Annotated in this window: 23 protein-coding genes; 11 read left to right on the forward strand and 12 right to left on the reverse strand. The window is 72.2% G+C overall.

Annotated elements, in window-relative coordinates; genetic code table 11:
- Positions 1 to 48 precede the first annotated feature (48 nt).
- A complete protein-coding gene (locus E5082_RS21545; RefSeq protein WP_135793206.1) occupies positions 49 to 1,413 on the reverse strand; it encodes an MFS transporter in 1,365 nt (454 codons plus the stop codon).
- A 68-nt stretch (positions 1,414 to 1,481) separates the two neighbouring features.
- Entirely contained in the window at positions 1,482 to 1,937 is a 456-nt protein-coding gene (locus tag E5082_RS21550; RefSeq protein ID WP_135792891.1) for a MarR family winged helix-turn-helix transcriptional regulator, read from the reverse strand.
- A 230-nt stretch (positions 1,938 to 2,167) separates the two neighbouring features.
- Between E5082_RS21550 and E5082_RS21555 the strand changes: the two genes are divergently transcribed.
- Positions 2,168 to 2,608 carry a hypothetical protein gene (locus E5082_RS21555; RefSeq protein ID WP_229919018.1) on the forward strand — a complete coding sequence of 147 codons (441 nt, stop codon included), beginning with the start codon at positions 2,168 to 2,170 and terminating at the stop codon, positions 2,606 to 2,608.
- Here E5082_RS21555 and E5082_RS21560 read toward each other — a convergent pair.
- A complete protein-coding gene (locus E5082_RS21560) occupies positions 2,532 to 3,047 on the reverse strand; it encodes a DinB family protein (RefSeq protein ID WP_135792892.1) in 516 nt (171 codons plus the stop codon). The two genes, E5082_RS21555 and E5082_RS21560, sit on opposite strands and share 77 nt — an antisense overlap.
- An 83-nt stretch (positions 3,048 to 3,130) precedes the next feature.
- Here E5082_RS21560 and E5082_RS21565 point away from each other — a divergent pair, with 83 nt between their 5' ends.
- Positions 3,131 to 3,811, forward strand: a complete 681-nt coding sequence (locus E5082_RS21565; protein WP_135792893.1) for a Clp protease N-terminal domain-containing protein — start codon at positions 3,131 to 3,133, stop codon at positions 3,809 to 3,811.
- On the opposite strand, the gene E5082_RS21570 is transcribed toward E5082_RS21565, so the two are convergent.
- Positions 3,808 to 4,899 (reverse strand): IS630 family transposase, encoded by a 1,092-nt coding sequence (locus E5082_RS21570; protein ID WP_135792894.1) that lies wholly within the window; start codon positions 4,897 to 4,899, stop codon positions 3,808 to 3,810. The genes E5082_RS21565 and E5082_RS21570 overlap by 4 nt on opposite strands.
- A gap of 50 nt (positions 4,900 to 4,949) precedes the next feature.
- Positions 4,950 to 5,783, reverse strand: a complete 834-nt coding sequence (locus E5082_RS21575) for an alpha/beta fold hydrolase (RefSeq protein WP_135792895.1) — start codon at positions 5,781 to 5,783, stop codon at positions 4,950 to 4,952.
- Between the two features lie 111 nt (positions 5,784 to 5,894).
- Between E5082_RS21575 and E5082_RS33455 the strand changes: the two genes are divergently transcribed.
- Complete coding sequence (locus tag E5082_RS33455; RefSeq protein WP_267881274.1) at positions 5,895 to 6,017, forward strand: putative leader peptide; 123 nt, start codon at positions 5,895 to 5,897, stop codon at positions 6,015 to 6,017.
- Between the two features lie 114 nt (positions 6,018 to 6,131).
- Positions 6,132 to 7,028: a glutathione S-transferase C-terminal domain-containing protein gene (locus E5082_RS21580; protein ID WP_135792896.1), complete on the forward strand. Its 897-nt coding sequence runs from the start codon at positions 6,132 to 6,134 to the stop codon at positions 7,026 to 7,028.
- Here the strand turns inward: E5082_RS21580 and E5082_RS21585 are convergent.
- The 5 genes from E5082_RS21585 to E5082_RS21605 all read right to left on the reverse strand — a co-directional run bounded on the left by E5082_RS21585 (position 7,025) and on the right by E5082_RS21605 (position 13,292).
- Positions 7,025 to 7,813: an N-formylglutamate amidohydrolase gene (locus tag E5082_RS21585; protein ID WP_135792897.1), complete on the reverse strand. Its 789-nt coding sequence runs from the start codon at positions 7,811 to 7,813 to the stop codon at positions 7,025 to 7,027. The two genes, E5082_RS21580 and E5082_RS21585, sit on opposite strands and share 4 nt — an antisense overlap.
- A 15-nt stretch (positions 7,814 to 7,828) precedes the next feature.
- Complete coding sequence (gene metX / locus E5082_RS21590; protein ID WP_135792898.1) at positions 7,829 to 8,977, reverse strand: homoserine O-acetyltransferase MetX; 1,149 nt, start codon at positions 8,975 to 8,977, stop codon at positions 7,829 to 7,831.
- A complete protein-coding gene (locus E5082_RS21595) occupies positions 8,974 to 10,338 on the reverse strand; it encodes a bifunctional o-acetylhomoserine/o-acetylserine sulfhydrylase (RefSeq protein ID WP_135792899.1) in 1,365 nt (454 codons plus the stop codon). The genes metX and E5082_RS21595 overlap by 4 nt, the downstream gene beginning before the upstream one ends.
- Before the next feature lie 201 nt (positions 10,339 to 10,539).
- A complete protein-coding gene (locus E5082_RS21600) occupies positions 10,540 to 12,759 on the reverse strand; it encodes an NADP-dependent isocitrate dehydrogenase (RefSeq protein ID WP_135792900.1) in 2,220 nt (739 codons plus the stop codon).
- A gap of 89 nt (positions 12,760 to 12,848) precedes the next feature.
- Complete coding sequence (locus tag E5082_RS21605) at positions 12,849 to 13,292, reverse strand: DUF4186 domain-containing protein (RefSeq protein ID WP_208766246.1); 444 nt, start codon at positions 13,290 to 13,292, stop codon at positions 12,849 to 12,851.
- A gap of 59 nt (positions 13,293 to 13,351) precedes the next feature.
- Between E5082_RS21605 and E5082_RS21610 the strand changes: the two genes are divergently transcribed.
- The gene (locus E5082_RS21610) at positions 13,352 to 14,008 is read left to right on the forward strand and encodes an HD domain-containing protein (protein ID WP_135792901.1); all 657 of its coding nucleotides are present in this window, start codon (positions 13,352 to 13,354) and stop codon (positions 14,006 to 14,008) included.
- A 37-nt stretch (positions 14,009 to 14,045) separates the two neighbouring features.
- Here the strand turns inward: E5082_RS21610 and E5082_RS21615 are convergent, their stop codons facing one another.
- Complete coding sequence (locus E5082_RS21615) at positions 14,046 to 15,137, reverse strand: mechanosensitive ion channel family protein (RefSeq protein WP_135792902.1); 1,092 nt, start codon at positions 15,135 to 15,137, stop codon at positions 14,046 to 14,048.
- Positions 15,138 to 15,392: 255 nt separating this feature from the next.
- Between E5082_RS21615 and E5082_RS32670 the strand changes: the two genes are divergently transcribed.
- Both E5082_RS32670 and E5082_RS21625 read left to right on the forward strand, forming a co-directional pair.
- On the forward strand, positions 15,393 to 15,728 hold the full coding sequence (locus E5082_RS32670) for a hypothetical protein (protein WP_135792903.1): 336 nt from the start codon (positions 15,393 to 15,395) through the stop codon (positions 15,726 to 15,728).
- 17 nt (positions 15,729 to 15,745) lie between these two features.
- Positions 15,746 to 16,087 (forward strand): hypothetical protein, encoded by a 342-nt coding sequence (locus E5082_RS21625; protein WP_135792904.1) that lies wholly within the window; start codon positions 15,746 to 15,748, stop codon positions 16,085 to 16,087.
- 40 nt (positions 16,088 to 16,127) lie between these two features.
- Here E5082_RS21625 and E5082_RS21630 read toward each other — a convergent pair whose 3' ends face one another.
- Positions 16,128 to 16,892, reverse strand: a complete 765-nt coding sequence (locus tag E5082_RS21630) for a crotonase/enoyl-CoA hydratase family protein (protein WP_135792905.1) — start codon at positions 16,890 to 16,892, stop codon at positions 16,128 to 16,130.
- A gap of 103 nt (positions 16,893 to 16,995) precedes the next feature.
- Between E5082_RS21630 and E5082_RS21635 the strand changes: the two genes are divergently transcribed.
- From E5082_RS21635 to E5082_RS21650, 4 genes are all read left to right on the forward strand, one after another.
- Positions 16,996 to 18,876, forward strand: coding sequence for an ABC transporter ATP-binding protein (locus E5082_RS21635; RefSeq protein ID WP_190045432.1), 1,881 nt, complete (start codon positions 16,996 to 16,998; stop codon positions 18,874 to 18,876).
- Between the two features lie 96 nt (positions 18,877 to 18,972).
- On the forward strand, positions 18,973 to 19,794 hold the full coding sequence (locus E5082_RS21640) for a LytR/AlgR family response regulator transcription factor (protein WP_190045426.1): 822 nt from the start codon (positions 18,973 to 18,975) through the stop codon (positions 19,792 to 19,794).
- A 114-nt stretch (positions 19,795 to 19,908) separates the two neighbouring features.
- Complete coding sequence (locus E5082_RS21645) at positions 19,909 to 20,241, forward strand: hypothetical protein (RefSeq protein ID WP_135792907.1); 333 nt, start codon at positions 19,909 to 19,911, stop codon at positions 20,239 to 20,241.
- Positions 20,242 to 20,255: 14 nt separating this feature from the next.
- A complete protein-coding gene (locus E5082_RS21650; protein WP_135793209.1) occupies positions 20,256 to 21,926 on the forward strand; it encodes a sodium/solute symporter in 1,671 nt (556 codons plus the stop codon).
- The last annotated feature ends 1 nt before the right edge of the window (position 21,927 follow it).

The following is a 21,927-nucleotide window of genomic DNA, read 5'->3' on the forward strand; positions in this document are numbered from 1 at the left end:
TGGTGACCTCCAGGTCGAACCCGATCGGCCCGCTGCCGGAGGGCGCCTTCACCGGCGCTCACGGGTTCGTTCGGGTACGGGCTCGCCCTGGCTGGCGCCGAGGCCGCGCAGGGAGCGGTCGGCTACGGTCACCGCGAGGAAGAGGGCGCTGACGGCGAGCATCAGCCAGGAGAGGTGGTGCAGCCCGCCGGTGTCGGCGCGCTGCCCGAAGAGGGCGCCGCTCGCGGCGGAGGCGACGATCGCGCCGAGGTAGCCGAAGGTGCGCAGCAGCCCGGCGGAGGAGCCCATGCGCTCGGCGTCGGCCTGGTGGAAGACGGAGTTCTGCAGGGCCAGGCTGTTCAGGCCCTGCGGCACACCGAGCACGAACACGACGGCCAGCAGCATCCATACCGGGCTCGCGTCGGTCAGCGTCAGCAGCAACGCACAGGCGGCGAGCTGCCCGGCCGCGCCCACCAGGAGCTTGGCCCGGATCGCGGGCCGGCGCCCGGTGAGCGTCGAGACGACCAACGCGGTGGCGAACAGCGGGAGTTGGACCAGCCCCGCCTGCGAGGCCGACAGCCCCCGGCCCTCCTCCAGCCACTGGGTGTACCCGTACAGGAAGGCGTAGCTGACGATGTACGCGAGCAACGCGCGGGCGTAGGTGGCCAGCAGGGGGAGGTTGCCGCTCAGTACGCGCAGGTCGATGAAGGGCTGCGGGGTCCGCAGCTCCCGCCGCGCGAAGGCCGCCCCCGCGACCGCGGCCGGCACGGGCAGGTACCAGTGGGCGGTGCCGGGCTCCATGAGGAAGAGGAGCAGGCAGATGAGGGCCGCCGCGAAGAGGCCCATGCCGGGCAGGTCCAGTGCGGCGAGGGCGGGCCGGTCCTCGCGGCGGGGCGCCGGTGGGGTGACGGGGAGACGGCGGGCGCCGAGGTACAGACCGGCCAGGGCGAGCGGGATGTTGACGGCGAGGGTGGCGCGCCAGCCGCCGACGCCGATCAGCAGTCCGCCGAGGCTGGGGCCGATCACGGCGACGGTCTGGGTGGTGACGGCGAGCGCGGTGAGTACGCCCGTCGGACTCTCCTCGCCGGTGCGCCGGGCTTCGCTGCGGATCAGGTACATGGCGGCCGGATAGCCGGAACAGGTGCCGAAGCCGAGCGATACGCGGGCGGCGATGAGCACGCCGAGGTTCGGGGCGAGCATCCCCACGACACCCGCGACACCGGTGAGCGCGGTGCCCGTGAGGAACAGACGGCGCGGCCCGAACAGGTCGATCAGCCGTCCCACCACCGGCTGGCCGATGGACGTGGCCAGATACAGGGCGGAGACCAGCCAGGCGGTCTGCGCGGGCGGCGCCCCGAAGGCGGCGCCGATCGGCACCAGGGAGACCGACAGGACGGAGGAGTTGACCGGGTTGAGTACGGAGCCCAGCATCATCGGGGCGAGCAGGCGCCGGTCGAAGCCGTCGCTCTTCTTCGCCCGGCCTGGCAGCAGCGGGCGCAGGGTCACGAGCGGACGACCCGGTCCAGTATGGCCGCCGCCTCCAGCAGGGTCCGGCGCTCGGACTCCGTGCACTGGTCCTCCAGAGCCCTGGTCAGCCAGCTCTCCCCGGCCCGCCTGCGGTCCTCCAGGAAGGCGTGCCCGCTGTCGGTGACGAACACCAGCTGGCGCCGCCCGTCGGAGGGGTCCTGCCGCCGGGACACCAGCGCGCGCTCCTCCAGCACGGACACGGTCGCGGCCACCGACTGGTGCCGCACCCGCTCGGCGGCGGCCAGGTCACTGACCGACGCCTCCCCGTCCTTGTCCAGCCGGCTCAGCACGGACGTCTGCGACGGCGTCAGGTCTCCGGGGTCGTAGCTCTCCCGCATCCGCCGCCGGAGCCGGCTGAAGACCACCCGGAACTCGTGTGCGGCGCGTACGGCGGATTCGGACACACCGGTGGTGTCAGCGGTCTCGGTCATATGTACAGGCTAACTTGCGCAGTTCAAGCTGTGCAATATGCCGCTTTCGAGTCGAGGGGCCGCCCGGAGGTGTTCCGGGCGGCTTCTCGGGGGTTGCGGCCGGCGTGGTCACCTCGGGCGAGGCTCCGCCCAGTGACGGGCAGCGGTGTTACTGACTCCGCCCGGCGGACACCAGAGGGTTGATCACGGGCCCGATGGTCGGGTCGCCGAAGCCGGAAGGAACCCCGGACGTGGCTCTCCTCTCCCACGCCTCCACGAGCAGCGCTGTTCCCGCCCGCATACTCGTGGGCGCCGGCCTCGCCCTGCTGCCCTGGCTCGGCTACCTCGCCGGCACCCTGCCGCCCGCCGAGGCGGCCGCCTGGGTCACCCTCGACGCGCTGGAGGCCATCGCCCTGCTCACCGCCGGGAGCCGTCTGCTGCACCACGACCCCCGCCACCGCGCCCCCGCTGCCGCCGCGGCGGTACTGCTCCTCGCCGACGCCTGCATCGACGTCGCCACCTCTCCACCCGGCCCGGAGCTGGCCCTCGCCGTATCCATGGCGGTGCTCGCGGAACTTCCCCTCGCGGCCCTGTGCACGGCGCTGGCCGCAAGCCCTACACGCCCGTCCGTCCGTCGACCAGTTCGCGCACGACGTCCAAGTGACCGTTGTGCCGGGACGTTTCCTCGATGAGGTGGAGGAGGACCCAGCGGAGGTCGACGTGGTCGCCGTTGCTGATCGGGCGTTTGGCGGTGGTGTCCAGGTCGTGGTCGGAGACCAGGCGGCGGTAGCGGGCGCTCTGGGACTCGTAGTCGGCGAGGAGTTGGGGCAGGGGGATGTCGACCGCTGTGCGCATTTCGGGGTCGGGGTCGTCGTCGGTTGCCTCGGCGAGGGGGCCCGCGGGGTCCTCGCCCAGGAACATGACCTCGAACCAGTGGTGTTCGACCCAGCGCAGGTGGCTGATCAGGCCGCACAGGGTCATCAAGGGGGAGTCGGGGAGCGGGGCCCGGCGGGCGTCTTCGGGGGAGACGCCCTCGCACTTGGCTCGCGCGGTGTCGCGGGCGTAGTCGAGGAATGTGGTCAATTGCGTGCGCTCGTCCCAGGCGGGGGGCGTGTCGGTCCGTCGAGTCATTCCGGAACCGTAAGCCGGACACCCGCTCCGGCGCACGTCAATTTCGCATTGACGCTCGACCACCGTCAACTTAGTCTTGACGCATGAGTCCACTCGACATCAATCTCGCCGACCTGATCGCCCGACTCGACGAAGAACTCCCCGACGCCGGCGACCTCGCGCACATCAGCGAAGCGCGGCTGCGGGCACAGACCCTGTCCGATCTCGGGGATCAGCTCATCGACCACTATGTGAGCAAGGCCAAGCGGTCCGGGGCGTCATGGACCGAGATCGGGGATGCCATCGGGGTGTCCAAGCAGGCGGCGCAACAGCGGCACGCGCCGACGCCGTTCGAGCGGTTCACCAACCTCAACCGGCACGGCATCGTGCTGGCGCAGGAGGCCGCGCGGACGCACAGGCACGACTCGATCGGCACCGAACACCTGCTGCTCGGCCTGCTGGGAGAACCGCAGGGCCGGGCGTACGAGACGCTGGTGGCGCGGGCCGGGTCGGAGCAACGGGTACGGGACGCGGTCGCGGAGGTGCTGCCGCCGGCCGGGGCGAAGGCGCTGCGGGGGCACATCGCGTTCCGCGAGGAGAGCAAGGCGGCCATCGAGCAGGCGCGGGACGCGGCGGCCGAGCTGGGCCACGACTGGGTCGGTACCGAGCACATGCTGCTGGGCCTGATCCGCGTCGAGGGCAGCCCAGCGGCCCAGATCCTGCGTGAACTCGGTTTCACGCCCGAGGGGTTGCGGGAGACGGTCGCCGCTCGGGGCGAGCGCTAGTCTTCTGAGTCGGGAATTCTGTTCAGATATGAGGCGAGGCGTTCGAGGATTTCGTCCGCGGTCTTCGTCCAGACGTAGGGCTTGGGGTCGGTGTTCCAGGCGGCGATCCAGTTGCGGATGTCCTTCTCCAGGGCCTGGACGGATCGGTGGACGCCTCGCCGTATCTGCTTGTTGGTCAGTTCGGCGAACCAGCGCTCGACGAGGTTCAGCCAGGAGGAGCCGGTCGGCGTGAAGTGCAGATGGAACCGCGGGTGGGCCAACAGCCACTTCTTGATCGCAGGGGTCTTGTGGGTGGCGTAGTTGTCGCAGATCAGGTGGATATCCAGGTCGGCAGGCACTTCTTTGTCGAGCTTGACCAGGAACTTCTTGAACTCCTCCGCTCGATGCCTGCGGTGCAGGGAGCCGATGACTTTGCCGGTGGCGACCTCGAGGGCGGCGAACAGGGTGGTGGTGCCGGCGCGGACGTAGTCGTGAGTCGCCCGCTCGGGAACCCCCGGCATCATCGGCAGCACGGGCTGGGACCGGTCCAGCGCCTGGATCTGCGACTTCTCGTCGACGCAGAACACCAGGGCCCGCTCGGGCGGGTCCAGGTAGAGGCCGACGACATCGTGGCCCTTGTCGACGAAGTACGGATCGGTCGACAGCTTGAAGGTCTCCGACCGGTGCGGCTGCAGGCCGAACGCCCGCCAGATCCGTGACACCGACGACTGCGAGAGGCCCATCTCCTTCGCCATCGACCGCGTCGACCAGTGCGTCGCGTTCTTCGGAGTGGATTCCAGCGTCTTGGTGACCACCGCGGCGACCTGTTCGTCCGTCACGGTCCTGGGGCCACCCGGACGTGGCATGTCACCCAGACCGGCTATCCGGTACCGCACGAACCGGGCCCGCCAGCGACCCACCGCGTGAGGTGTCGAACCCAGTTGCTCCGCAACGTCCTTGTTCGACGCGCCGGTTGCGCAGGCCAGGATGATCCGGCACCGCAACGCCCACGCCTGCGGCGTGGAACGACGCCGCACCCACTCCTCGAGTGCGGCTCGTTCCTCGTCCGACAGTGTCAATTCGGCCTTCGGCCGCCCCGTCCGTGCCATAGAGCAAGCCTATACATCTGAACAGAATTCCCGACTCGGAACATTAGGCGTCACGCGTTCCAGAACGAGGTCAGCGCCTCGATCACCGCTTCGGGTTCGTACACGTTCGGTGAATGGCCGCCGCCCATGATCTCCGTGTAGCGGGCGCCCAACTTTCTTGCCATCGCGGCGGCTTCACGCTCCGGCCAGGTCTCCTCGGGGGTGCCGAACACCACCGACAGGGGAATGCCGCAGCCGCGCAGCGCCTCGGTGCGGTCCGGCTCGGTGATCATCTGCTCGGCGGCCAGGCGCAGGGCCTCCGGGGCGTTGCGGGCCCAGCGGTCCGAGAGGAAGGAGAGCACCTCCTCGGAGACCCCGCCGTCCTCCGGGCGGAGGAACGGCCACAGATCCGGGACCGGAGTCGTGCGCAGGGCGTCCAGCAGGAGGCGCAGACGCTCCCGTGTCGACTCCGACACGGCCGCCGGGCCGAAGTTCAGCAGCGTCAGTGACGCCCAGGTCTCCGCGGCGGACGGAGAGTTCAGCACGGCCAAGCGCGACACCAGCCCCCCGTACGAGTGCCCCACCAGATGCACAGGGCCCAGTACCCCCGCCAGCGCGGTCACGTCCGACGCCAGATCGTCCGGCGCGTACGACGGAGCCTTGGACGCCGGCCCCGTCTCGTACTGGCCCCGCTGGTCGATGGCGACGACCCGGTACCCCGCCTCGGCCAGGCCGGGCAGCAGCGGCAGGAAGTCCTCCTTGCTGCCGTTGAAGCCCGGCACCAGCAGGGCCGTACCGCGCGGGGCCGGGGGAGCGGCCGTGAACGCGGCGAAGGTTCCCCGGTCGGTGTCCAGGCGCACGCTCCGGACGCTGTCGGGGCGGGCGATCGAGAGGATCTGGCTCATGGAGGCGATGGTACGTAAGCCCCCGTCCCAGGGATGGACCCCCTCTTGACGCGGCGTCCGGCGCGGGCCGACACTCCAAGCCGGGGAAGTCCAGCGAACAGGTGGGGACGCATGACGCGCCTGGAGACGGTGACCGGCCGCAGCGGCCGCACGCCGTTGCGCGCTCCCCTCCTCACCTCCCGCCTGCACATCGACCTGCTGCGCGTGTGCAGCGCCATCGGACCGCGCCTCTGACCCGGGCCCCCGCCCGTCCACGCGCCCTCCTCGTAACTCCTCGCCCGACGTCAGCCGCCGCTGTTCCCGCAGGCGCGCGCCCGCGCGCGCCCTCGCCCCTGGGGAGACGTACGTATGCCCATCACCGCGCCGACCGCCCTTCCGACCGTCCGGCACAGCTCCGCCTTCCGGGGGCGGCTCGGCCAGGACCCCCACAGCGGCCACTACGCCGTGCCGCACCGCTACCGGCTCCACCTCTCCACCGCCGACCCCGACGGGCTGCGCCTCGCCATCGGCCACAGCCTGCTCGGTCTCGACGCGAGCTGTCCGGTCACCCTGCTCCCCGCCGTCCCCGACGCCCCGGACGGCAGCCACACCGCGCTCCGCCCGCTGTACGAGGCCAGCGCGCACCGCTACTCCGGCCCGGCGCCCGCCCCCGTGCTCAGCGACGCCTGGTCCGGACGGATCGTCAGCACCCACGCGCCGGACATCCTGCGCGACCTGGACCTCTTCCCGCGCGCCGGCGGCGACCCGCTGCGGCCCTGCGGCTGGGAGTCCACCGTCGACGCCGTGGAACGGCTCTGCGCCGAGGGCATCGAACAGGCCGCCCAGCGGGCGGGCCGCGCCGACGAGGACCCGGCCGGCCGGGCCGCCGCGCTGGAGGTGCTCCTCGACACCCTGTCCCGGCTGGAGCGCTGGCTGACCGAGGAGGAGTACCTGGCCGGGGGCCGGCTCACCGCCGCCGACATCGACCTCTGGGTCTCCCTGGTCCAGCTCGACACCGTGCACCGCTGCCACCTCGACGCCTCCGCGGTGCACCGGATCACCGGCCTCACCGCGCTGTGGTCGTACGCCCGTCGCCTCGCCGCCCACCCCGCCTTCGGCACCCACCTCGACCTCGACGGCATCGCCCGCCGCCACCACGGCCACTGCCAGGGCCTCGAAGCCGCGGGAGCCGCCGTGCAGATCCTCGACTGGGCGGCCCACGCCGACAGGAGGAACGAGGGGGTGTCTCCCCGGGACACCCCCTAACCCACCGCGTCCACCAGAACGGCCAGGGCGCCCGCCAGCTGGTCCAGGCCCGGTCCGGGCGGGCCGCCGGGCTCGGTCATGTACGTGTCCCGGCGGATCTCCACCATCAGCGCGCTCACCCGCGGCTCCCGGCCGTAGTGCGCGAGGGGCACGTACGTCCCGCTGAACGGACTGTCCAGACCCGTCTTTCCGTACGGCGAGAACGCCGACCGCGCCGCGGCCGTCAGCGCCGGCGGGGTGTGGAAGGCGTCCGTACCGAGGCACACCGCCGGGCGCGGCCCCTCGCCGTGCAGCTCGTACGGCAGCGGGCGGGACGGGTAGGAGTGGACGTCGATCACCACCGCCCGCCCGGTCGCGGCCAGCCGGTCCGACACCGCCTCGGTGATCGCGCGGGCGTACGGCTCGAAGTACCGCTGTATCAGCGGCCCTTGGCCGGCGTCCTCGGCCCGCAGGGGTTCCCGGTGCGTGGTGCGGGTGTACACCGCGCCCATGCCCACCGCGCGCATCTCCTCCCGCGCGTCCGGGAACCGCTCCGGGTCCACCACCAGCCGGGACAGCCGGTTCACGAACCGCCACGGCCGCGTTCCTGCCAACTTGGATGCGAGAGACGCCAGTTCGGCCGTGTACGCATCCGTGATGTGGTCCAGTTCCCGCTCCAGGGCGACGTCGTCGAGCAGCAGCCCCGCCCGCACCTCCGCCGGGATCGCCCGCGCGGAATGCGGTACGTGCAGCAGCACCGGTGATGCCGGGTCACCCGGCAGCAGCTCGAACGAAGGCTCGGACACATCGGCTCCCAGGGATCAGCGCAGCAACTCGGCCACCAGTCTGCCAACCTGCTCCGTCTCGATCAGGAACCCGTCGTGCCCGTACGGCGACTCCACCACCCGCACCCCGTCCGCCGACGGGATCAACGCGGCCAACTCCCGCTGCTGGGACAGCGGATAGAGCCGGTCGGAATCCACCCCCGCCACGAGAGCCGGCGCCCGCACTCCCGCCAGCGCCGAGCGCGTACCGCCTCTCCCGCGCCCCACGTCGTGCGCGTTCATCGCCTCGGTCAGGACCACGTAACTCCCCGCGTCGAAGCGGCGTACGAGCTTCCCGGCATGGTGGTCCAAGTACGAGCCCACCTGGTAACGGCCCCCGTGCCACGGGTCCTCCGCACCCTGCGGAGCCCGGCCGAACCGGGTCTGGAGCTCCGCCTCCGCGCGGTAGGTCACGTGGGCCAGACGGCGGGCCAGGCCGAGTCCGTCCACCGGGCCGCGGCCGGCGGAGTGGTAGTCACCGCCCCGCCAGTGCCGGTCGGCCCGGATGGCCCCCAGCTGGATCTCCGCCCAGGCGATCTGCTCGGCGCTCGCCGAGGCTGTCGTGGCCAGCAGCAGGAGCGCGCCGACCCGCTCCGGGTACGACACCGCCCACTCCACCGCCCGCATCCCGCCCATCGAGCCGCCGACGACCAGCGCCCACCGCTCGATCCCGAGGGCGTCCGCGAGCCCCGCCTCCGCCGCCACCTGGTCCCGCTGGGTGAGGAACGGGAACGCCCCGCCCCAGGCCCGGTCGGTGCCCGGCCGGGGAGCGGCCGGGCCGGTGCTGCCCTGACAGCCGCCGAGCACGTTCGGCGCGACCACGAACCAGCGGTCGGTGTCCAGCGCCCGGCCCGGACCGACCAGCGCGTCCCACCAGCCGGGCGTGGGATGCCCCGGACCGGCCGGACCGGCCACATGGCTGTCGCCGGTCAGCGCGTGCAGCACCAGCACCGCGTTGGACCGGTCCGGCGCGAGCCGCCCCCAGGTCTCGAACGCCAGCCGCACGCCCGGCAGTTCGCCGCCCGCCTCCAGCGGCAGCGGCGTACCGGCCGTGTGCCACCGGCGGCGCCCGGCCGGGTCCCCGTCCCGCCAGGCGCCGGTGACCGGCGGGAGCGGGGCGGGGCGGGCGCGCGGAACGGTGCTCAGGAGGCGCCCTTGGCCGCGCGGAACCCGGCCTCCAGGTCCGCCTTCAGATCGGCCAGGCTCTCGATGCCCACCGACAGCCGGACCAGCCCCGGCGAGGTACCGGTCGCCGTCAACTGCTCCTCGTCGAGCTGGCTGTGGGTGGTGGACGCGGGATGGATGATCAGGCTGCGTACGTCACCGATGTTGGCGAGGTGGCTGAACAGCTCCACCGCGTCCACGAACCGCTTGCCCGCCTCCACCCCGTCCCGCAGCTCGAAGGAGACGACGGCGCCGGAGCCGCGCGGGAGGTACTTCCGCCCGGCCTCGTACCACCGGCTGGACTCCAGGCCCGGATAGTGGACGGCGGCCACCTCGTCGCGGCCCTCCAGCCACTCGGCCAGGGCCAGCGCGTTGGCGGAGTGCCGCTCCAGGCGCAGGCTCAGCGTCTCCACGCCCTGGAGCAGCAGGAACGCCGAGTGCGGGGACAGCGCCGGGCCCAGGTCGCGCAGCAACTGCACCCGCAGCTTGACCGCGAAGGCGCCCGGACCGAGCGCCGGCCAGTACCGCAGGCCGTGGTAGCTCGGGTCGGGCTCGGAGAAGTCGGGGAAGCGCTCGGGGTGGGCGCCGAAGTCGAAGGTGCCGCCGTCCACCACCACACCGGCGATGGCGGTGCCGTGCCCGCCGAGGAACTTGGTCGCGGAGTGCACCACGATGTCCGCGCCGTGCTCGATGGGACGCAGCAGATACGGGGTCGGCACCGTGTTGTCCACGATCAGCGGCACACCGGCGTCGTGCGCCACGTCCGCGACCGCCCGTACGTCGAGCACGTTGCCGCGCGGGTTGCCCAGGGTCTCCGCGAACAGCGCCTTGGTGTCGGGCCGGATCGCGGCCCGCCAGGCGTCCACGTCGTCCGGGTCGTCCACGAACGACACCTCGATGCCCAGCCTCGGCAGGGTGTGCCGGAACAGGTTGTACGTGCCGCCGTACAGCGAGGCACTGGAGACGATGTGGTCGCCCGCGCCCGCCAGGGTCAGCAGGGCGAGCGTCTCGGCGGCCTGCCCGGAGGCCAGCGCGACGGCGGCGACCCCGCCCTCCAGCGCGGCGATCCGCTGCTCGAACACGTCCTGCGTCGGGTTGTGGATGCGGGTGTAGATGTTGCCGGGCTCGGCGAGCGAGAACAGGTCGGCGGCGTGCTGGGTGTCCTTGAAGACGAAGGACGTGGTCTGGTAGATCGGCGTGGCACGCGCCCCGGTCGCCGGGTCGGGCACCGCGCCGGCGTGGATCTGCCGGGTCTCGAAGGACCAGGCCGAGGTGTCGGGTCCGGCGGAGGGTTCGTCCGGGGTGTGACCGGCGGTGACCGAGTCGATGGGCTGGCTGCTCATGGTGCTCCTCGTGCGGTGCGGGCGCGGGTTCGGGCACGAGAAAAGCACGGCCGGACAGCTCCGGACAGCCCGGCACGAATCCCGACACGAGGACTTCATGTACGCCACATCCCCGCAACACGGCCGCAGCACAGCCCGGTTACGACCGTGCCCCGGCCGGAGGAGTCCGGCCGGGGCACGCGTGTACGGCTACCGCGTACGTCAGCTCAGCGAGCCAAGGGCCGCGTTCCAGGTGGCCGACGGGCGCATGACCGCGTCCGCCTTGGCCTTCTCCGGCTGGTAGTAGCCGCCGATGTCGGCCGGGGAGCCCTGCACCGCGAGCAGCTCCTCGACGATTCGCTGCTCGTCGGCCGCGAGGGCCTCGGCGAACGGGGCGAACGCCTTCGCCAGGTCGGCGTCGTCGGTCTGCTTGGCCAGCTCCTGCGCCCAGTACAGGGACAGGTAGAAGTGGCTGCCGCGGTTGTCGATGCCGCCGACGCGACGGGTCGGGGACTTGTCCTCGTTGAGGAAGGTCGCCGTGGCGCGGTCCAGGGTGTCGGCGAGGACCTTGGCGCGGGTGTTGCCGGTGGTCTCGGCGTACTGCTCGAAGGCGGGGACCAGGGCGAAGAACTCGCCGAGGGAGTCCCAGCGCAGGTAGTTCTCCTTGACGAGCTGCTGGACGTGCTTCGGGGCGGAGCCGCCGGCGCCGGTCTCGAACAGGCCGCCGCCCGCCATCAGCGGGACGACCGACAGCATCTTGGCGCTGGTGCCCAGCTCCAGGATCGGGAAGAGGTCGGTCAGGTAGTCGCGCAGTACGTTGCCGGTCACCGAGATGGTGTTCTCGCCGCGGCGGATGCGCTCCACCGACAGCTTGGCGGCCTCGACCGGCGGCAGGATGCGGATGTCCAGGCCCTCGGTGTCGTGCTCCGGGAGGTACTGGTTGACCTTGGCGATCAGGTTGGCGTCGTGCGCGCGGGTCTCGTCCAGCCAGAACACGGCCGGGTCGCCGGTGGCGCGGGCGCGGGTGACGGCCAGCTTGACCCAGTCGCGGATCGGGTCGTCCTTGGTCTGGCAGGCGCGGAAGATGTCACCCTCGGCGACCGGCTGCTCGATGAGCACGTTGCCGTCGGCGTCGACCACGCGGACGGTGCCCGCGGCGGCGACCTCGAAGGTCTTGTCGTGCGAGCCGTACTCCTCGGCCTTCTGCGCCATCAGGCCGACGTTGGGGACCGTGCCCATGGTGGAGGGGTCGTAGGCGCCGTTGGCGCGGCAGTCCTCGATGACGGCCTGGTAGACACCGGCGTAGGAGGAGTCCGGGATCACCGCGAGGGTGTCGTGCTCCTCGCCGTCCGGGCCCCACATGTGGCCGGAGGTGCGGATCATCGCGGGCATGGAGGCGTCCACGATGACGTCCGAGGGGACGTGCAGGTTGGAGATGCCCTTGTCGGAGTCGACCATGGCGAGCGCGGGGCCCTCGGCCAGCTCGGCGTCGAAGGACGCCTTGATCTCGGGGCCCTCGGGCAGGCTCTCCAGGCCCTTGTAGATGCCGCCGAGGCCGTCGTTGGGGGACAGGCCGGCCGACTTCAGGGTCTGGCCGTACTTGGCGAACGTCTTCGGGAAGAAGGCGCGCACCACGTGGCCGAAGACGATCGGGTCGGAGACCTTCATCATCGTGGCCTTCAGGTGCACGGAGAACAGGACGCCCTCCTCCTTCGCGCGGGCGACCTGCGCGGCGAGGAACTGCTCCAGCTCGGCGACGTGCATGACCGAGGCGTCGACGACCTCGTCCTTGCGGACCGGTACCGACTCGCGCAGCACGGTGGTGGTGCCGTCCTCGGCGACCAGCTCGATACGGAGCGTGCCGTCCTCGGGGATCACCACGGACTTCTCGGTGGAGCGGAAGTCGTTCTCACCCATGGTGGCCACATCGGTCCTGGACTCGGGGGTCCAGGCGCCCATGCGGTGCGGGTGGGTCTTGGCGTAGTTCTTCACCGAGGCGGGGGCGCGGCGGTCGGAGTTGCCCTCACGCAGGACCGGGTTCACGGCGGAACCCTTGATCTTGTCGTAGCGGGCGCGGACCTCGCGCTCCTCGTCGGTCTTCGGGTCCTCGGGGTAGTCCGGCAGCGCGTAGCCCTTGGCCTGCAGCTCGGCGACGGCGGCCTTGAGCTGCGGGATGGACGCCGAGATGTTCGGCAGCTTGACGATGTTCGCGGCCGGCGTCTTGGCCAGGTCGCCCAGCTCGGCGAGCGCGTCCGGGATGCGCTGGTCCTCGTTCAGGTACTCCGGGAAGACGGCGATGATGCGCCCGGCCAGCGAGATGTCGCGGGTCTCCACGGGGACCCCGGCCTGCGCGGCGTACGCCTGGATCACCGGCAGGAACGAATGGGTCGCCAGGGCCGGCGCTTCGTCCGTGTAGGTGTAGATGATGGTCGAGTCAGTCACCGGGTGCTCCGCTCCACGTCTGCAACATTGCTCGACATCAAGATATCTCGTGACCGGGTCCGGTTCGACAGGGGTCCGGTGCCGACCGCTCAGCGTGCGCCACCGGTCATCTCCCGCTCGATCCAGCGGCAGATCACCTCCACCACGTACACATGCTCGGCGCGGGTGAGGTCCCGGCCCTTGGGGATGCCGTGGCAGCGCAGCAGACAGGTCCGGCAGCAGGTCCCGGTGGCGTGCTGGGCGACGAAGACGGGGTGGCCCCGGTACGGGGTCTGCTTGCCGTCCTTGTACGGCCGGGCCGGGGCGAGCCGCCCCGCGATCAGGTCGTACGCGTGCCAGCGAATGGTGGCCGGGCCCTTCAGCTCGGCGGTGACCCGGTCGCGTCCCCGCAGGTGGAACTTGGCCCGGAACGGCTGCCGGGTGATCGAGTCGAGCCGGGCGTCGAGGGCCGCGGGGGAGGGCGGGGTGAAGGGCTCGGGCCCGGGCGTCGGCTCGGGCTCGGGCGTTGGCTCGAGATCGCGGGAAGAAGTCATACTATTTCGAGCTTAGCCCGGTGGCGGGTGCCCCGGACCGGGCGTGCCACGATGAGCCGGTGAGTGAAGAACCCCGGAAGCTGCTCGTGGACAAGACGCCCCTGCCCGACGGAATCGAGGAGCGGCTGCGGGCCCAGCTCACCTTCCTGGTGGAGGTGGACCAGCTCAAGACCGTGCTGCGCCAGTCGCCGCTCGCCTCGGCGGACCGCCGGGAGAACGACGCCGAGCACTCCTGGCACCTGGCCATGATGGTCGCGGTCCTCGCCGAGCACTCCGACGAACCCATCGATGTGGGCCACACCGTCGAGCTGGTGCTGCTGCACGACCTGGTCGAGATCTACGCCGGTGACACCCCGCTGTACGACAGCGCGGGCGGCGCCGGTCAGCAGGAGCGGGAGGCGGTCGCGGCCGACGACCTCTTCCGGCTGCTCCCGGACGACCAGGCCCGGCGGATGCGGGCGCTGTGGGACGAGTTCGAGGAGCGGGCCACCCCCGAGGCCCGGTTCGCCAAGGCGATGGACCGGCTCCAGCCGCTGCTGCTCAACTGGATGGCCCGTGGCGGCACCTGGCGCACCCCCGGCGTCACCGCCGACGACGTCCGGGCCCGCAAGGCGGTGATCGGGGACGCCTCCGCCGCCCTCTGGACGGCGGGCCGGCACCTCATCGACGAGGGTGAGCGGCGGGGCTGGTCGCGCGGCAGGGCGGACCAGGACTGAAAAGGGTGGCGGCGCCGGGAGGGCGCCGCCACCGGGCTCACTGCTCGGACGGTGACGGTGCCGTCACGTCGTCGGCCGTGCGCTGGTGCGGTATCAGCACCGACCCCTGCTGGAGCGCGACCGTGCGGGTCGGGGCCGGGATGCGGATGCCCTCCTCGCGGTAGCGGCGGTGCAGGCGCTTGATGAACTCGTGCTTGATCCGGAACTGGTCGCTGAACTCCCCGACGCCCAGGATGATCGTGAACCCGATCCGGGAGTCCCCGAAGGTGTGGAAGCGGATCGCGGCCTCGTGCTCCGGGACGGCACCGGTGATCTCGGTCATCACCTCGTTGACCACCTCGGCCGTCACCCGCTCCACGTGCTCCAGGTCCGAGTCGTAGCTCACCCCGGCCTGCACCAGCACCGTCAGCTCCTGCTCGGGGCGGGTGAAGTTGGTCATGTTCGTCTTGGCGAGCTCGCCGTTGGGGATGACCACCAGGTTGTTGGAGAGCTGGCGCACGGTCGTCTGACGCCAGTTGATGTCGACGACGTACCCCTCCTCGCCGCTGCTCAGCCGGATGTAGTCGCCGGGCTGCACGGTCTTGGAGGCGAGGATGTGGATGCCGGCGAACAGGTTGGCCAGCGTGTCCTGGAGCGCCAGCGCCACCGCCAGACCGCCGACGCCCAGGGCGGTGAGCAGCGGGGCGATCGAGATGCCGAGGGTCTGCAGGACCACCAGGAAGCCGATGGCCAGCACGAGGACACGGGTGATGTTGACGAAGATGGTCGCCGAGCCGGCCACGCCGGAGCGGGACTGGGTGACGCTCTGCACCAGGCCCGCGATCACCCGGGCCGCCGACAGCGTCACCACGAAGATCAGCCACACCTGGAGGGTCTGATTGACGTGGTGCTGCACCGTACGGGTCAGCGGCAGCACGGCCGCGCCCACCGCGATGCCGCTCGCTATCGCGGCCCACGGCACGACCGACCGCAGCGCGTCCACGATGACGTCGTCCCCGCTCCACCGGGTCCGCTTGGCGTGCTTGGCCAGCCAGCGCAGCACCGTGCGGGACAGAAAGGCCAGCACCAGGCCGGCGGCCAGCGCGATACCGGCGAGGACGAGGTCGTCCAGGGTCGGCGTGCGGTTCACCGGGCGCCTCCGGTAACCGAAACGGCGGTGTGGAGCCTGCTGTGAAGTCTCGTCACGTTGTCACCTGTTCGCTGTCCGGGGTGTGCGAACGTGCCCTCGGTGCGAAGGTCCGACGAAGGGCACGTGCCGTCATCCTGCCGCATGCGCGAGGTCCTGAAATGCCGTGCGGACACTCGGTGTGGGAGTTGGCCTTTCCTGACATATCGTCATTTACACTTACGCTCGTCACTCAGCGTGAGGATGAATATGAGAAGCGTGATTCAAGCGCTGCGCAGCCCGCGGCGTCCCATCGTGCTCGGTGCCTCGCTGACCATCGCGCTCGTCGTGCAGTCGGCCGTCATCGTCGAACAGCACCTCCAGATCCAGGGGTTGCAGACGCAGTCCGTCGACTTCCAGGAGAGCCTGGAGCCCGGGCCTCCCGGTCCCTCCGGTCCGGCCGGCCCCACCGGCCCCGCCGGTCCCATCGGGCCGCCCGGAAAGGATGGCAAGGACGGCAAGGACGGCAAGGAGGGAAAGGACGGGCCGCCCGGCAAGGACGGCAAGGACGGCAAGGACGGCAAGGACGCCGTCGCCCCGCCGGCGAGCTCGTGAGGTTCGATGTGAGAAGCGTGAGAGAGGTGTTGCGTGGTTCGCCGCGCCGCATGGCGGCCGGCGCGGCGGTGACCGTTGTGCTGGTCGCGCAGGCGGCCCTGCTCATCGTCCATCAACAGCAGCTCGACGCGATGGAGATGGAGCGTGTCAGCCTCGAGGACGGCGGCGTCGGCACCCACCAGGGTTCGCCCGGTCCGCCCGGACCCTCGGGCCCGTCCGGCGATGCCGGCCCCACCGGGCCCACGGGCCGGCCGGGAGAGGACGGCGACGACGGCGACGACGGCGACGACGGCCGCCAGGGCCCCTGGGGGCGACGGGGGCGCGACGGCAGGGACGGACGGGTCATCACCTTCGACTGAAGTCCGTGCCGACGGTGTTGGGCGTGGGCTGCCCGTGAGTTCACGCCTCGTCGAACGTCCCGTGCCGCCCCGCACCCCCCGTGAACCGGGCCGCCCCCTCCCTCGCCTCCGCCAATTGCGCCGCTCCGTAACGGAGTTCACGACGCATCGCCTCCTCCTCGGGCAACCCCTCCTGGTCGAGCACCGAGGCGCGGTCGGAGCGCAGGCAGTCCTGGGGGAAGCGGGCGACGGCCGCCGCCAGTTCCTCGGCCTCCACGCGGGCGCGGCCGGGCGGGACGACGCGGTCCGCGAGGCCGATGGCGTGCGCCTCGGCGGCCGGGACCGGGCGGCCGGTGAGGATCATGTCCATGGCGCGGCCGGTGCCGATCAGCCGGGGCAGCCGTACCGTGCCGCCGTCGATCAGGGGTACGCCCCAGCGGCGGCAGAACACGCCGAACACCGCGTCCTCCTCCGCCACCCGGAGGTCGCACCACAGGGCCAGCTCCAGACCGCCCGCCACCGCGTGCCCGGCCACCGCCGCGATCACCGGTTTGGACAGCCGCATCCGGGTCGGGCCCATCGGGCCGTCGCCGTCCGGCGCGACCCGGTTGCCGCGCTCGGTGCCGATCGCCTTCAGGTCGGCGCCCGCGCAGAACGTGCCGCCCTCGCCCCACAGCACCGCCGCGCGCGCTTCGTCGTCCGCCTCGAACGCCCGGAACGCGGCGGCCAGTTCGGCCGCCGTCGGGCCGTCGACCGCGTTGCGCGCCGCCGGGCGCGACAGGACGACCGTCGTCACATGACCCCGCGTCTCCACCCGAACCGCCACCGGGACTCCTCCTCGCCGAACTGCTGGAGGAGCCACTGTGCCGCACCCGGACCCGGACGGTTGACCTCAAGCAAACTTGAGGTCCTAAGTTGGACGCATGAGCATGGAAACCACCGCCTGGACGCAACTGCACAGCGTGATGACCGCGCAGCAGCAGCGCCGGCCCCTCGCCCGCGCCACGCTGCGCCGCATCGCCGCCTTCGCCCGACCGCACCGCGCGGGCATCACCCGATTCGTCCTGCTCGGCATCGTCACCGCCCTGCTCGCGGTCGCCACCCCGGTGCTCGCCGGACGTGTGGTCGATGCCATCGTGGCGGGCCACGACTCCGGCCGGGTGGTCCGGCTCTCGCTGCTCATCGCGGCGGTCGCGCTCGCCGAGGCCGGACTCGGCATCCTGGTCCGGCGGCTGTCGGCGACCCTGGGGGAGGGGCTCATCCTCGACCTGCGCACCGCCGTCTTCGACCACGTCCAGCGGATGCCGGTCGCCTTCTTCACCCGCACCCGCACCGGCGCCCTGGTCAGCCGCCTCAACAACGACGTGATCGGCGCCCAGCGGGCCTTCGCCTCCACCCTGTCCGGCGTGGTCACCAACGTGGTCACGCTGCTGCTCACCCTCGCCGTCATGCTCACCCTGTCCTGGCAGATCACCCTCCTCGCCCTGGTCCTGCTGCCCGTGTTCGTGCTGCCCGCCCGCCGCATGGGCAGCCGCATGGCCCGGATGCAGCGCGAGGCGGCCGAGCTGAACGCGGCCATGGGCACCCGGATGACGGAACGCTTCTCCGCGCCCGGCGCCACCCTCGTCAAGCTGTTCGGCCGCCCCGAGGAGGAGTCGGCCCAGTTCGCCGCCCGCGCCGGCCAGGTCCGCGACATCGGCGTGCGCACCGCCACCGCCCAGTCGGTGTTCATCACCGCCCTCACCCTGGTCTCCGCCCTCGCGCTCGCCCTCGTCTACGGCCTCGGCGGCTGGTTCGCGCTGCGCGGCACCCTGGAGGCAGGCGCCGTCGTCTCTCTCGCCCTGCTGCTCACCCGGCTCTACGCCCCGCTCACCGCGCTCGCCGGGGCCAGGGTGGAGGTGATGAGCGCGCTGGTCAGTTTCGAGCGGGTCTTCGAGGTGCTGGACCTGGAGCCGCTCATCGCGGAGAAGCCCGGCGCCGTCGCGGTGCCGGACGGCCCCGTCGCCATCGAGTTCGACGACGTGCGCTTCGCCTACCCCGCCGCCGACCGGGTCTCCCTGGCCTCCCTGGAGGAGGTCGCCGCGCTCGACGTACGCGGCGGCGCCGAGGTGCTGCACGGCGTCTCCTTCCGCGCCGCCCCCGGCGAGACCGTCGCTCTGGTCGGCTCCTCCGGCGCCGGGAAGTCCACCATCGCCCAGCTCCTGCCCCGGCTGTACGACACCGACAGCGGCGCCGTACGGGTCGGCGGTGTCGACGTACGCGACTTGAGCGCCGGCTCGCTGCGGGCCACGGTCGGCATGGTCACCCAGGACGGCCACCTCTTCCACGACACCGTCCGTGCCAACCTGCTCCTCGCCCGCCCCGACGCCGGCGATGACGAGCTGTGGGACGCGCTCGGCCGGGCCCGGCTGGACGAGGTCGTACGGTCCCTGCCGGACGGGCTCGACACGGTCGTCGGCGAGCGCGGCTACCGGCTCTCCGGCGGCGAACGCCAGCGCATGACCATCGCCCGGCTGCTGCTGGCCCGCCAGCGGGTCGTCATCCTGGACGAGGCCACCGCCCACCTCGACAACACCTCCGAGGCGGCCGTGCAGGAGGCCCTCACCGAGGCGCTCCAGGACCGCACCGCCGTGGTCATCGCCCACCGGCTCTCCACCGTCCGCGCCGCCGACCAGATCCTCGTCGTGGAGGCCGGCCGGATCGTGGAACGCGGCACCCACGACCAGCTCCTCGCGGCCGGGGGCCGGTACGCCGAGCTGTACCGCACCCAGTTCGCCGGAAAGGACGACGAGACGGTGACGGTGGCCTGACCCGGCTCCGGTGAATCGCCGCGTCCCCGTGCTGGACGCCACCCCCGCGAGGGCCCACCATTCCTCCCACGGACACGGAGAGAGGGACCGGCGGGGATGAGCGGGACGCGGCAGAGCGAGGCACAAGGCGGCCGCGGCGAGGGCCTGTTGCGGGTGCTCGCCGTGGACGACGAGGAACCCGCGCTCTCGGAGCTGCTGTACCTGCTCGACCAGGACCCCCGGGTCGGCAGCGTGCTGCCCGCGCTGGAGGCGACCGAGGCGCTGCGCACCCTCAGCCGGGCCGTGGAGGGCGGCGCGGACGCGGTCGACGTGGTCTTCCTCGACATCAACATGCCCGGCCTCAACGGCCTCGAACTGGCCCGGCTGCTGGGCGGGTTCGCCGCTCCACCGCTCATCGTCTTCGTCACCGCGCACGAGGACTTCGCCGTCCGCGCCTTCGACCTCAAGGCCGTCGACTACCTCCTCAAGCCGCTGCGGGAGGAGCGGTTCGCGGAGGCCGTGCGCCGGGTGGCGGAGCTGACCCACGCCGGCCAGGGCCCCCGCGTCCAGCCGGCCGTGCCCCCCGGCGGGGGCCAGGTCCCGGTGGAACTGGGCGGCGTGACCCGGTTCGTGCCGGTCGCCGACATCGCCTACGCGGAGGCGCACGGCGACTACGCCCGGCTGCACACCCCGCGCGGCAGCCACCTCGTCCGTGTGCCGCTGTCCACGCTGGAGGAACAGTGGCGTACGCACGGGTTCGTGCGCATCCACCGCAGCCATCTGGTCGCGCTCGACCGGATAGAGGAACTCCGGCTGGACGGTGGCAACCTGACCGTCCGGGTCGGTCACCGTGTCCTTCCCGTCAGCCGTCGCAACGCCCGTGAACTGCGCGATCTGCTGGCCCGCCGTGCCACCGGCACCGCGGCCCGCGCCCGCTGAGCCCGGCGCGCTGTGGCGACCCTGTGCCGAACCCGCCAGGACCCTGTCTCACCCCGGACGCGCTGCGTACACTCGCCGCAACAAGGTGATCACCGGGGTCTCGGGGGGTGCGTCATGGGTGCGGAACCCACCCCGCGCCGGGAGGTGGTCACCGGGGCCCCGGCCGGCCGTACGCGGGCCCCGTACCCGGACTCCTCCGCCCACGACGACCTTGCTGTGCGGAAGTTGATGCGCCGTCAGGTGCGCACCGGCCTCGTCGCGTGCTCCCTGCTCGCCCTGCCCCTGGGACTGTTCCCCGTGGTGTTCCGCCTCCTGCCGGACGGTGACACCAGCCGGGGTGCGGTCTGGCTGCTGCTGGGCGTCGCGCCGTACCCCGTCCTGCTCGCCACCGGCGCCTGGTACGTCCGCCGTGCCGAGCGCAACGAGGGTGACGTGAACGGGCGTTGAACCAGACCTACGGGATGGCCGGGGTGTCCGTCGTGGTGCTCGCCACGGCGCTCGTCGGCGCGCTCGGGCTGCGGATCTCCCGGACCACCTCGGACTTCTACGTCGCCTCCCGTACCGTCGCGCCCCGGCTCAACGCCTTCGCGGTGAGCGGTGAGTACCTGTCCGCCGCCTCCTTCCTCGGGATCGCCGGGCTGCTGCTGGCGCAGGGCGTCGACATGCTCTGGTTCCCGATCGGCTACACCGCCGGGTTCCTCGTGCTGCTGGCCTTCGTCGCCGCCCCGCTGCGCCGGTCCGGTGCCTATACGCTGCCCGACTTCGCCGAGGCCCGGCTGGAGTCGCGGGCGGTGCGGCGGATCGCCGGGGTGCTCGTGGTGGGGGTCGGCTGGCTGTACCTGCTGCCCCAACTGCGGGGCGCGGGGCTGACCTTGCGGCTGCTCACGGGTGCGCCCGGCTGGCTCGGCGGGCTGGTCGTCGCCCTGGTGGTGACCGCCGCTGTCGCCGCCGGGGGCATGCGCAGCATCACCTTCGTCCAGGCGTTCCAGTACTGGCTGAAGCTCACCGCCCTGCTGGTGCCCGTGGTGTTCCTGCTCGCCGCCTGGCACGCCGACCGCGCCCCGCTGCCCGCCTGGGACGAGCGGCCCGTCTTCCACCGGTCCACCGAGGTCCGCGTCGACCGCCCGGTGAATGTCACCGTCCGGGAAGCCGTACGGGTCACCGCCACCGGCAGCATCGACGGGCACCCGCTGCGCGGAGCCGTGCTCACCCTCACCGAGGGCCGCCACCACATCGGGGCGCACACCGGCCTCCGTTTTCCGCCCGGCGCCCAGGTGCCGCTGCCCGACCGGGCGACCGGCTCCGCCTCGCTCGCCCCGAGCGGCACGGAACACGGCCTGTACGCCACCTACGGGCTGATCCTCGCCACCTTCCTCGGCACCATGGGCCTGCCTCACGTGGTCGTCCGCTTCTACACCAACCCCGACGGCCGCGCCGCCCGCCGCACCACCGTCATCGTGCTCGGCCTGCTCGGCGCGTTCTACCTGCTCATGCCGCTGTACGGCTCGCTGGCCCGGCTGTACGCGCCCGACCTGCTGCTCACCGGCGACACCGACGCCGCCGTACTCGTGCTGCCGCAACGGCTGATCGGCGGGGTCGGCGGCGACCTCCTCGGCGCGCTGGTCGCGGGCGGGGCCTGCGCGGCCTTTCTCTCCACCGCCTCCGGGCTCACCATGTCCGTCGCCGGAGTGCTCGCGCAGGACGTGCTCCCGGCGCTGGGGCTGCGGCACTTCCGGCTCGCCGTCGTCCCCGCCATCGCCGTGCCCACCGCCGCCGGGACGGTGGTCGGCGGCCTGCCGGTGGCCGACGCGGTCGGCCTTGCCTTCGCCGTCTCCGCCTCCTCCTTCTGCCCCCTGCTCATCCTCGGCATCTGGTGGCGCGGCCTCACCCCACCCGGCGCCATCGCGGGGCTCCTCCTGGGCGGGGGCTCGGCCCTCACCGCCGTCACCACGACCATCACGGGCACCACCCGCCCCGGCTGGTCCCACACCTTGCTGGCCTGGCCCGCGGTCTGGTCGGTCCCGGTCGGCTTCGCCGCGATGTTCCTGGTCTCGCTGGCGACCCGGCACCGGGTCCCGGCGGGTACGGCGGCCACCATGGCACGGCTGCATCTGCCGGAGGGGCGGGTGTGAG

Source organism: Streptomyces griseoluteus (genome assembly GCF_004784465.1).
Lineage (GTDB): Bacteria > Actinomycetota > Actinomycetes > Streptomycetales > Streptomycetaceae > Streptomyces > Streptomyces griseoluteus.